At 44.1% G+C, this 11,279-nt stretch carries 12 protein-coding genes; 7 read left to right on the top strand and 5 right to left on the bottom strand.

Features of this window, described 5'->3' with window-relative positions; translation table 11 throughout:
* The first annotated feature begins 5 nt into the window (after positions 1-5).
* Both LNN34_RS11235 and LNN34_RS11230 read left to right on the top strand, forming a co-directional pair.
* Positions 6-1,139, top strand: a complete 1,134-nt coding sequence (locus LNN34_RS11235) for a DUF445 domain-containing protein (RefSeq protein ID WP_044156575.1) — start codon at positions 6-8, stop codon at positions 1,137-1,139.
* A 92-nt stretch (positions 1,140-1,231) separates the two neighbouring features.
* Positions 1,232-1,585 carry a YlbF family regulator gene (locus LNN34_RS11230; protein WP_010333576.1) on the top strand — a complete coding sequence of 118 codons (354 nt, stop codon included), beginning with the start codon at positions 1,232-1,234 and terminating at the stop codon, positions 1,583-1,585.
* A gap of 44 nt (positions 1,586-1,629) precedes the next feature.
* Here LNN34_RS11230 and LNN34_RS11225 read toward each other — a convergent pair whose 3' ends face one another.
* Complete coding sequence (locus tag LNN34_RS11225) at positions 1,630-2,703, bottom strand: DNA alkylation repair protein (RefSeq protein ID WP_229043394.1); 1,074 nt, start codon at positions 2,701-2,703, stop codon at positions 1,630-1,632.
* A 487-nt stretch (positions 2,704-3,190) separates the two neighbouring features.
* On the opposite strand from LNN34_RS11225, the gene LNN34_RS11220 reads away from it, so the two are divergent.
* Positions 3,191-4,057: a Cof-type HAD-IIB family hydrolase gene (locus LNN34_RS11220; RefSeq protein ID WP_229043392.1), complete on the top strand. Its 867-nt coding sequence runs from the start codon at positions 3,191-3,193 to the stop codon at positions 4,055-4,057.
* 111 nt (positions 4,058-4,168) lie between these two features.
* On the top strand, positions 4,169-5,674 hold the full coding sequence (locus LNN34_RS11215) for a coproporphyrinogen III oxidase (RefSeq protein WP_229043391.1): 1,506 nt from the start codon (positions 4,169-4,171) through the stop codon (positions 5,672-5,674).
* A 17-nt stretch (positions 5,675-5,691) separates the two neighbouring features.
* Here the strand turns inward: LNN34_RS11215 and khtU are convergent, their stop codons facing one another.
* The 3 genes from khtU to LNN34_RS11200 form a co-directional block, all read right to left on the bottom strand.
* Positions 5,692-6,912, bottom strand: a complete 1,221-nt coding sequence (gene khtU, locus LNN34_RS11210; RefSeq protein WP_229043390.1) for a K(+)/H(+) antiporter subunit KhtU — start codon at positions 6,910-6,912, stop codon at positions 5,692-5,694.
* 7 nt (positions 6,913-6,919) lie between these two features.
* A complete protein-coding gene (gene khtT, locus LNN34_RS11205) occupies positions 6,920-7,417 on the bottom strand; it encodes a K(+)/H(+) antiporter subunit KhtT (protein ID WP_010333581.1) in 498 nt (165 codons plus the stop codon).
* A gap of 62 nt (positions 7,418-7,479) precedes the next feature.
* Positions 7,480-7,818, bottom strand: coding sequence for a hypothetical protein (locus LNN34_RS11200; protein WP_229043388.1), 339 nt, complete (start codon positions 7,816-7,818; stop codon positions 7,480-7,482).
* Between the two features lie 165 nt (positions 7,819-7,983).
* On the opposite strand from LNN34_RS11200, the gene LNN34_RS11195 reads away from it, so the two are divergent.
* Positions 7,984-8,751, top strand: a complete 768-nt coding sequence (locus LNN34_RS11195) for an enoyl-CoA hydratase (protein ID WP_229043386.1) — start codon at positions 7,984-7,986, stop codon at positions 8,749-8,751.
* A gap of 20 nt (positions 8,752-8,771) precedes the next feature.
* Here LNN34_RS11195 and LNN34_RS11190 read toward each other — a convergent pair whose 3' ends face one another.
* Positions 8,772-8,957, bottom strand: a complete 186-nt coding sequence (locus tag LNN34_RS11190; RefSeq protein ID WP_059336506.1) for a YhzD family protein — start codon at positions 8,955-8,957, stop codon at positions 8,772-8,774.
* A 127-nt stretch (positions 8,958-9,084) separates the two neighbouring features.
* Between LNN34_RS11190 and LNN34_RS11185 the strand changes: the two genes are divergently transcribed.
* The gene (locus tag LNN34_RS11185; protein WP_202647139.1) at positions 9,085-9,981 is read left to right on the top strand and encodes an ABC transporter ATP-binding protein; all 897 of its coding nucleotides are present in this window, start codon (positions 9,085-9,087) and stop codon (positions 9,979-9,981) included.
* Positions 9,974-11,233, top strand: coding sequence for an ABC transporter permease (locus LNN34_RS11180; RefSeq protein WP_229043384.1), 1,260 nt, complete (start codon positions 9,974-9,976; stop codon positions 11,231-11,233). Before LNN34_RS11185 ends, LNN34_RS11180 begins: the two co-directional genes overlap by 8 nt.
* Positions 11,234-11,279: the final 46 nt, after the last annotated feature.

Genomic DNA, 11,279 nt, shown 5'->3' with positions numbered 1-11,279 from the left:
CAGGAATGGGTATTGCAGGAACCTTTATATTTATGATCGTGATCGGCGCAGTGATCGGCGCGGTGACCAATCATTTAGCAATTCAAATGCTATTTAGGCCGTATAAGGCATATTATTTGTTTGGAAAACGAGTCCCTTTTACTCCGGGATTGATTCCGAGAAGACGTGATGAGCTTGCGAAACAAATGGGGCTGATGGTGGTAAACCACTTATTAACGCCTGAGGGTATTAAAAAGCGGCTTGTTTCAGATTCAGCCAAAAAGCAGGCGCTTCAAGTCGGAGAACAGCTGATTCAAAACCTGTCGCTATCTGAAATGACAGTAAAAGAAGCGCTTGAAAAAGCCGGAGTAAAGCATCCGGGTGAAGCGGCAGACGCCTGGATCAGCCGCTGGACGGATGATAAATTGAATGAACTTTTCCGCCGATATGAGCATCAAACGTTAAAAGAAGCACTGCCATTGGAAGTGCAAGAAAAGCTTGAAGAGAAGATACCGATGATTTCAGGCTATATTTTGTCGCGAAGCATTCATTATTTTGAAAGTGAAGAAGGAAAAATCCGTCTCGGCAATATGATTGATGATTTCTTAAAAGAACGCGGTATGCTTGGAAGCATGGTGCAAATGTTTCTCGGCAATTCAAGCCTTGCTGATCGCGTGCTGCCGGAGCTTCTGAAGTTTTTGCGGAATGAGGAAACGAATAAGCTGCTTTCTGATCTTCTGAAAAACGAATGGGGCAAGCTGAAGGAGTATACATTTAATGAAGCGGACGAAAAATGGAACGCAAAAGTATTAATCTTTAGCCTGAAACAAAGAGTGCTGCAAGCATTTTCAACTGCTCCGTTTTTTGAAAATACGATTGGCTCGCTTACAGCCCGCTATGAAAATGATCTGAACCATCGTATCCTGCCGGCGCTTTTAGACAAATTGCTTGAGGGGATTTCAACCAATCTTGAAAGTGTATTAAAACGAATGCGCCTTGAGGAAATTGTAAAGGAGCAGGTGGATCAGTTCCCGGTACAGCGTCTTGAAGAAATGGTGCTGTCGATTTCGAAAAAAGAATTTAAAATGATAACCTATTTGGGCGGCCTTCTCGGCGGAATCATAGGTGCAATTCAAGCGTTGTTTGTCATCCTTTTTTAAGAAGAAACGGGTTTCGATTAATGAAAGGAGCTCCATAGTCTGTTATAGTGGAGTGGTATGTCAATCGGCAATAATGAAAGGAGCTATTTACAATGGCTGTTAATTTTTACGATGTAGCGTATGATCTGGAAAATGCATTGCGCGGGAGCGAAGAGTTTACCCGTTTGAAAAACCTGTATGATGAAGTAAACGCAGACGAGTCTGCGAAACGGATGTTTGAAAACTTCCGTGATGTGCAGCTGAGACTTCAGCAGAAACAAATGGCTGGAGAAGAAATTACAGAAGACGAAGTGCAGCAGGCTCAAAAAACCGTTGCGCTTGTGCAGCAGCACGAAAAAATCTCTCAGCTGATGGAAGCGGAGCAGCGTATGAGTATGCTGATCGGCGAATTAAACAAAATCATCATGAAGCCTTTAGAAGAGCTTTACGGCAGTGTCGAAGGCTAATCATTCAAAATCCCTTCTGGATAAGAAGGGATTTTTTTATTCGTTCAGCAAACTAGAAAATCCAGCGATTTCTTTACCTCTCCATTGATGATCACTGATAATGTATGAATTCCGTTGTAATGTTTTCTTGTAGATAAATCCTTAAAGGTTTGTGTTTTGGTATATGATTTTGTTTCGTTTTTTCGTATATTCGTTTCTGTTATTTTAAATACTTTTCGATGATGCTGGCCTCTGGCTTTTACGTAATCAATGGCGTACTCAATTCTTACTTTCTGATCCCTGTCTGAATGAATGTGAAAAGTAAACTTGAGGGTTTCGCCAATAGAAATACGGTTGGACTCGCACGTTAATTCTTGCAGTTGAATCGAGTCAGCATCGTGATAGCCAAAAAGCGATAAAGCCTGTTTATCGCCTTTTTTTAACAAGGTCCGGTAAGCGTGTTTGATGATCCAGTCTGTATGAGGATGTGTTCCATACCATTGTTCTGCGACTTCTCTCAGCAAGTGAGGATGCGTTTTTGATATATCATTAAGGTTGTTGGCCACACTTTTTCTCACATACAAAGACTCGTCCTGCATCAGCTGCTCAAGGATCGGCAGCACGGGGGAGGGGTCCGATTTCAAAGCGGGTATCGATTTTCCCCATGGGAGGCGGGGCCTGCTTCCTTCACTTGCAAGTCTTCTTACGTGCTCATTTTCATGCTTAGACCATATCAGGAATTGTGCAATCATTTTTTCCTGATTTAAAAGCAAAAAAGGTCTCACAGCAAATTCTGAAGTGGAATATGCCGTAAAGTATTCTAATGCCTTTATTGAATCATCCCAATGCTCTAACCCATACTGCTCCACATAATCAGGAAATATGATTCCGCTGAGTCCCTTAAAATGAGGAGCTGCATCCCATAATACTGCAAGCGCTTCGCCATAATGTTTCGGCAGTGTTTCGTATAAAGCAACGGTAATGCGGCGCATGCGTTCTTTTAATGCGAGCCCAGGCCATTCTCCCGTCATTAAGAGTTCCTCGAATTTGTCTTTGTTGAATGCTGGATAGGTTTCTTTTACAGTATCTGTCAATCGAGAGATCAGTTCTTGATTATAAATTTCTTTTAATACAGTCATTGGACCACCGCTTTTTTCATTTAATGTTTATATTGTATACGAATGTACGTTCCTATTCAAGTGGTGAAATCCAATAATTAACATTACACGCTACCTTAGTTACACAGATATTGGTTGCTTTTTTTAGTTAAAAAAACCCTTGTCATCTGCAGAGAAAACTGGGATAATAACATTGAAAGCGCCTACACTTACCTATTTCAAATGGATACGGTCGCATATCATGCCGTTATATAGAGGGGATAAGCAACAGAGAGTAAGTGTTCGGAGCGCATCATTGGTCAAATAAGGGGTTCCTGATACATGATTTTTCGTAAATCGAAATAACGATATTAGGGAGAATGGCTGCTTCGATCGTATCCTATTATGATTGCATATATAAAGTCTGCTGAGTCAGGCTTTTTTTGCTGTACAGAAAAGGTTGTTCTAAACACAGAGACAGGGTCATATCCTATACACAAGTACAGTCATCAAGGAGGGGGACATCTCTGTGTCTAAACAATTGCTTGCCTTAAACATAGATGGAGCGCTGCTTCGGTCGAACGGGAAAATTCATCAGGCAACGAAAGACGCGATTGAATATGTTAAGAAAAAAGGGATTTACGTCACACTTGTCACCAACCGTCATTTTCGCTCAGCTCAGAAAATAGCAAAATCGCTGAAGCTTGATGCAAAGCTGATCACCCACAGCGGCGCCTATATCGCTGAGAAAATAGACGCGCCCTTTTTTGAAAAAAGAATTTCTGACGATCATACTTTTAATATCGTTCAAGTGCTTGAGAGCTATCAATGCAACATCAGGCTTCTTCACGAGAAATATTCAATTGGAAACAAGAAAAAGGTCAATTCAAATTTGCTTGGGAAAGCGCTGATCCACCCGTCAGATCCCATCTTTTACCCGGTTCAGTTTGTTGAATCGTTAAGCGATCTTCTGATGGATGAACCGGTGAGTGCGCCCGTCATCGAAGTATATACAGAACACGATATTCAGCAAGACATTACAGAAACGATTACAAAAGCCTTCCCGGCGGTTGACGTGATTCGCGTCAACGATGAGAAGATGAACATTGTTCCAAAGGGAGTTTCGAAGGAAGCGGGCCTTGCACTTGTTGCTTCGGAACTGGGGCTGGGGATGGAGGATGTAGTCGCTATCGGCCATCAGCAAGACGATCTTCCGATGATTGAGCTTTCCGGACTTGGGGTTGCAATGGGGAACGCTGCACCGGATATTAAGAGAAAAGCCGACTGGGTCACAAGGTCAAATGACGAGCAAGGCGTCGCATATATGATGAAGGAATATTTCCGTATGCAGCAGCGAAAAGGGTTCCTCGATAAGTTCCACATGAAACGCGTATAAAAAAGCCGCTCGCGCCCAAACAGGTGCGGCGGCTTTTTTGCCGGATTGATTTTAGCTGTTTATTTCTGTACACTAAAGAAAGTTTTGAATCTGATAAATTAGGTGATGAAGTTGCAAATGAAAATAGAAGGCATACACGATGACCGCCTTCATCGGCCACTGCAAAATATCGCAAATTTGTTTTATGAGGAATGCGATCTTGTCTACGGCGGAGAGGAGCCGGCGGATTTTGTCATCTCTTTAGCGTGCACGCAAACGGATGAGCATGTGACGGTTTCAGGAGAAGTGAAAGGAACCGGAATTAAGGAACACCATACTAAAGCTTTTTCTCCTGATATGAATGAAAAAGAAGCTTTCAAACAAGTGAAAAACACAATTTCTTATGTTTACTTAAATCTACTTCAAGCGCATACGGGCATGACGCAAAAGTGGGGAATCCTCACGGGAATCCGTCCGACGAAGCTGCTTCATAAAAAGCTGCAAAGCGGGATGCCGAAGGAACAGGCGCATGCAGAATTGAAAAAAGACTATTTAATTCATGATGAGAAAATCGAATTGATGCAGCAAATTGTCGACAGGCAGCTGGCGGCAGTTCCTGATTTGTATCAAGTAAAGGACGAAGTCAGTATTTATATCGGTATTCCTTTCTGCCCGACCAAATGTGCGTATTGCACATTCCCTGCATACGCCATCCAAGGACAAGCAGGCAGAGTCGGCTCATTTTTATGGGGGCTGCATTACGAAATGCAGAAAATCGGCGAATGGCTGAAGGAGCATGACGTCAAGGTCACAACCATATATTTTGGCGGCGGGACGCCTACAAGCATTACAGCGGAAGAGATGGATCTTCTGTATGAAGAAATGGTCCGCTCCTTCCCGGATGTGAAAAACATTCGGGAAATTACTGTGGAAGCCGGCCGCCCCGACACGATTACTGAAGAAAAACTTGCCGTGTTGAACAAATACGATATTGACCGGATCAGCATTAACCCGCAATCCTATGAAAACGAAACGCTCAAGGCAATCGGCCGTCATCATACGGTGGAAGAGACCATTGAAAAATATCATCTGTCACGCCAGCACGGCATGAATAATATCAATATGGATTTAATTATCGGTTTGCCTGGCGAAAGCGTGAAGGAGTTCAGACACAGCCTTTCAGAAACCGAGAAACTGATGCCGGAATCGCTGACTGTTCACACCCTTTCCTTTAAGCGGGCGTCAGAAATGACAAGAAACAAACATAAATACAAAGTTGCCGGGAGAGAAGAAGTTTCTCAAATGATGGATGATGCGGTAGCTTGGACGAAAGAGCATGGATACGTGCCTTATTATTTATACCGCCAGAAAAATATTCTTGGAAATCTGGAAAACGTCGGGTACTCGATTCCGGGCCAGGAAAGCATCTACAACATTATGATTATGGAAGAGGTGCAGACGATTATCGGCATCGGCTGCGGTGCGGCAAGTAAATTTATTGATCCGGATACAGGGAAAATTACACACTTTGCCAATCCGAAAGACCCGAAATCATACAATGACCGATTTGAGCACTACACGGACGAAAAGATCAAATATTTAGAGCGGATTTTTGAGAGAACGTCAAAGCAGCACTGATCACAGTGCTGCTTTTTTTATCCCCGCAGTTTTTTCACAGGCTGAACGTCCGGCTTCCATTTAAACACCTTGTTCAGCTGGCGGTAAATCCATTTTGATTCTTTTGTTAATAACGGCCCCAAAATCGCAAGAATGAGGACATATAATGCGGCGAACGGCTTTAATGTAACTGACAGGCCGCCGGCTATGCCGAGGTTGGCAACGATAATCGAAAACTCTCCCCGTGATACGATCGTAAGACCGATATTGGATGAGGCTTTATGAGAAAGCCCTGCGCGGCGCCCAGCCACCATTCCGGCGATAAAGTTTCCGAATATGGTCAGGATCACAGCTCCCAATGCCAGCCAAACCGCTTCACCGAGCGAAAACGGGTCTATGCTGAGGCCGAAGCTGAAAAAGAACATCGCGCCGAAAAAGTCGCGAAACGGAACGACAAGGTGCTCAATCCGATCGGAATGCTCTGTTTCTGAAAAGACCAAACCGAGCAGCAGCGCGCCGATGGCTTCTGCCACATGAATTGTCTCTGAAAATCCGGCGATGAAAAAGAGCGCTGCAAAAATGACGATAATAAACACTTCGTTTGAGCGTATGTCCAACAGCTTATTCAAAAGCGGCGGGAGCTTTCTGGCCGCGATAAAAAACAGCAGCATATAGCCAAATGCGATCAGAATGGACAAAAGCGCACCCCCGACTGATGTCGCGTCTCCAAGCACAAGGCCGGAAACAACAGACAGATACACGGCAAGGAAAATATCCTCAAACATAATAATGCCGAGAATCAGCTCGGTTTCCGGGTTGGCCGTTCTTTTTAAATCGACCAGCACTTTTGCGACGATCGCGCTTGAAGAAATGGTGATGACGCCTGCCAGCACGAGGACTTCCAGAAAAGAAAACCCGGTGATAAAGCCATAAAGCAGGCCGAGGGTGAAGTTAATCAAAATATAAATTGATCCGCCAATTGCGATGGATTTTCCAGATTTGATCAGCTTTCCGACAGAGAATTCAAGTCCGAGATAGAAAAGGAGGAAAAGCACGCCCATCCGCCCGAAAAACTCAATGATTTCACTGCTTTCTATAAACGTGAGGTCAATGATCCCGACTTTAGGGGCATGAGGGCCAAGCAGCATCCCTAAAATAATGAGAAACGGGATAATTGAAAACTTAATTTTATTTGCGATGACACTGGCAATTGCCACAAGCACAAGCGCGGTTCCGACTTCAAACACAAGATGATCCATCCGCTGATCACACGCCCTCTCTAGAAAGAAAATCATGAGTCAGTTTCTTCAGATGCTTTCTTTCACCTGAGAGGACAAGGGTATCATCTTCTTCAATCACCGAGTCCGCACCCGGATTTAAAAACTTTTGCTGGTTGTGTTTAATGATGGCGATGACAGTGACATCATAGTTTTGACGGACATCAAGTTCGCCGAGGGTGCGCCCGATTGACTTCGCGCCTTTTTCCACCTTAAACCATTCAATAATGAGGTCGCTAAACGCCATCTCGATGGATTCCAGCGCCTGCGGCTTATAGACCATGCCGCCCAAAATGGCGGCAATTTGCCTTGCTTCAGAATCATCCAATGAAATATTGGAAAGAAGCTCATCGGGATCCCGGTCATCAAACCGATAGATTTCCCTTCTTCCGTCATCATGAATGATAATCGTCATTTTTTCGCGGTTTCTTGTTTCAATTTCAAATTTTTTGCCGATTCCCGGCAAATCGTTTTCTTTTATATTCAATGAAAATCCCTCCGAATGTAGTGTTGGCATAAAAGATAGGGTACAAACAAAACGGTATACATTCATATTCGGAGGTAATTAGACTGGTATTTGACAGGGACGGCACAAACCCTTTCCAGCCTGTTGATGTGAGGATCATCAAGCGGCTTGACAGATAACGTTCTGATCGACTGCGCCAATGGATTGTACTCTTTCATAAACTCCGCCAGATGCAGACTGCCCGGTGAAGGCGCTTTGGCTGATTGTGATTCTTTCGGATATGAGGCCATTGGCACATAGCTGTCAGTGCTTGCATCAAACTGGGAGGGCAGGACCACGTCAGAAGGGGGAAAGCACACCATAAATAAGCTTAATAGAAAGCTGATCAGCAATTTATCCATGTTACCTTCCCCCTTTCTCATTCTATATCCCTTCCATTTCACTATATAAAACTTTATGTTCCCATTCAAATGATATGCATTTTTCAGTATCTATTGACCTTGAAAAATAAAAAAGGTTTCTTTAAGGACGGCGGGGAATGTATATGAGAAAGAAAAAAAGAAAGCGTATACATGGAGGTGTTTCATATGGATTATATTCAATATGAACTGAAGGGGCCTGTGGCAGAAATTGTGCTGAATCGCCCTGATGCTCATCACGCCTTGAATGAGCAAATGCTTTTCGAGCTGAAGGAGGCGTGTGAAAAGGTTTCTGAAAGCGAGGCGCTCATCGTCCTCCTGAGAGGTACCGGAAAAGGTTTTTCGGCAGGCGGCGATATAAGGATGATGACCTCTGAGCATGACCCTGATCAATTTAGGCAGCTGATGGATACGATCGAAGCCATTACTTTAACGTTATACGAAATGAAAAAAGTGACAATTGCCGCTGTCCATGGTGCTGCCGCGGGGCTGGGCTTGAGTTTAGCACTATGTGCTGACATTGTGCTTGCGGAGAAAAATGCCGTTCTTGCAATGAACTTTATCGGCATCGGCCTTGTTCCTGATGGCGGGGGACATTATTTGCTGAAAAAAAGGATTGGGGAAGCGAAAGCGAAAAAGCTGATTTGGAGCGGGAAAAAGCTATCCGCTGAAGAAGCGGCTGGCATGGGTCTCTTGGATGGAACATTTAACGGAGATCCTATGGAAGGTGCAAGACCTTATGTTGAAACGCTTTTAGCCTCGCCCCTATTGGCAATGATTGAGACGAAAGCCATTTTTCAAAGACTCCATATTGATGAATTGAAGAAGGTGCTGGCTCTTGAACGAAGAGCCCAGGAGAGAATGAGGAGGACCAAAGATCACCAGGAAGGAATCCGTGCATTTTTAGAGAAACGGGAGCCGAAGTTTCAAGCATAACAGATCAGCCGGGAAGCTGATCATCTCTGAAATAAAATCAGCTTTCCGGCTGCATTCACTAAACGATGGGTATGACTATGAAGCTCTTTTTCCTTTAACAGGGCTTCACCCTGCTGTTTTGCCGCATCTTCGTTTTCCGCCTCAAATCGCTCGTTTATCAGTGTTTCTCCCGAAGGATCAAAAGCCGTAAGAAAATACTCCGCCATCATATTTCGCCTCCAACTTCATCATTTATCGTTCTTTCTTCATTTATATTCTAAATAGCAAACCAAAATCCTTTATTATGTTTTAACCAAATATAGTATATAATGGGTCAGGGAAGGAGGAGATTCGGTGCTGACGATTGATCACGTAACGAAGACATTTGGAGATTATAAAGCGGTTGACGGTTTGAATTTGGAAATTCCGGAACGGCAAATGTTTGGCCTCTTAGGCGCAAACGGAGCGGGAAAAACGACGACCTTTCGCATGATTCTCGGCTTATTAAGCATTACGGAGGGTACGATCAGCTGGAAAGGCCGTCCCGTCAACTACAGTATGAGCAACAAAATCGGATATTTGCCGGAAGAGCGCGGACTATATCCGAAAATGAAGGTAAAGGACCAGCTTGTCTATCTGGCAAGATTAAAAGGCATGGAGAAACGCGAAGCCGTAAAAGAGCTCGGAACATGGCTTGAACGCTTCAATATAACAGAATACGAGAATAAAAAAGTAGAAGAGCTTTCAAAAGGAAACCAGCAGAAAATCCAGTTTATTTCGTCGGTTTTGCATAAGCCTGAGCTGCTGATTCTCGATGAGCCATTCAGCGGGCTGGACCCTGTCAATGTCGAGCTGTTGAAGGAGGCTGTTATCTCTTTGAAAAACAGCGGTGTCTCGATTTTATTTTCCAGCCATCGGATGGAGCATGTCGAGGAGCTGTGTGAGCACCTTTGTATTTTGCAAAAAGGGAAACCTGTTGTGCAAGGCAGACTGAAGGAAATTAAACGTTCATTCGGCAAAAAGAATGTGACCATTCATTCCGACGACGATCTGCATTTTTTACAGGGGCATGAAGGAATTACGCAATGGAAAGAAACGGCCGGCGGCGTAAAGCTGCAAATTGCCAATGAAGACATCTCTCAAGAGATCTTCGCCATGCTCCAAGGAAAAGGATTTATTCGAAAGTTTGAGCTTGAAGAGCCGTCACTCCATGATATTTTTATAGAAAAGGTGGGGGCCGTCTATGAATAAATTTTTGATCATGCTTTCTCATACATACAAAAGTAAGATTATGGCAAAGTCTTTTATTATTTCTACTGTCATTACGGTTCTGCTTGTATTGGCTGTCACCAATTTAGAATCGATCATTTCCATGTTTCAAGGAGAAGATACAAAAGAGAAAATTGCTGTTATTGATGAAACAAACGAATTATATCCGATTTTCTCTAAGCAGCTGAAAGCAGTCGATACAGACAGCGATCTTGATGTGAAGCAGTCTAAGCAATCAGAGGAAAAGGTTATAAAGCAAGTCAAAGAGGAAACGCTTGATGGGATGCTCATTATCAAAAGAGATGAAAAAGGGACGATCTCAGGGACGTACAAAGCGTTAACGATTTCGGATGAAAGCACGTATCAAACACTGCAGCAGGCGTTAACACAAACAAAAACCGCTGTTGGAACAGAGGAGCTCGGCGTTTCGCAGGAAGCCATCAGCAGCCTCTATGCGCCTGTCACTGTCGGGCAGGAGGCGCTGAAAGAGGGGGCAAAGTCTGAGGAAGAGCTGGGGCAGGCGATGGGGCTTGTTTACATTATGCTGTTTGTCATATATTTCTCAGTTATTATGTATGCCAGCATGATTGCGATGGAGGTTGCGACCGAAAAATCTTCGCGTGTCATGGAAATCCTCATCTCAAGCATGCCGCCGATCCAGCAAATGTTTGCAAAGCTGTTAGGCATCGGCCTCGTCGGAATAACACAGCTTGCTGTCATTATTTCTGCCGGATATCTATCGCTGAAGCTGAACAAAACGAGCGAAACGGCTTCATCTGTCGGCGGTTTTCTTAATCTGACCGACGTTCCCGTTTCTACCGTGATATATGCTGTTATTTTCTTTTTGCTCGGTTACTTTTTATATGCGACACTGGCCGCGTTTCTTGGCAGCGTCGTCAGCAGAATAGAGGACGTGCAGCAAACGATCACACCGATGACGCTGTTGGTGGTTGCCGGTTTTATGATTGCCATGTTCGGACTAAACGCTCCGGACGCAGGATTTATTACGGTCACATCGTTTATCCCGTTCTTTACGCCGATGATTATGTTCTTACGCGTCGGCATGCTTGATATTCCGTTTTGGCAGGCGGCTGCCGGCATCGGGATAACACTGCTCACCATTATCATACTTGCCGTCATTGGCGCCAGAATTTATAAAGGCGGCGTCTTGATTTACGGCAACTCAAGCGCGTTTAAAGCAATCAAACAAGCGCTGCGTTTGTCAAAAAGCTGATTGGAAAACAGCCTGGGGATGCTCAGGCTGTTTTTGATTGTATTCG

Source organism: Bacillus sp. AF23 (genome assembly GCF_020861455.1).
Lineage (GTDB): Bacteria > Bacillota > Bacilli > Bacillales > Bacillaceae > Bacillus > Bacillus halotolerans.
The sequence above is the reverse complement of the archived record's forward strand: the minus strand, read 5'-3'. Positions and strand labels throughout refer to the sequence as shown.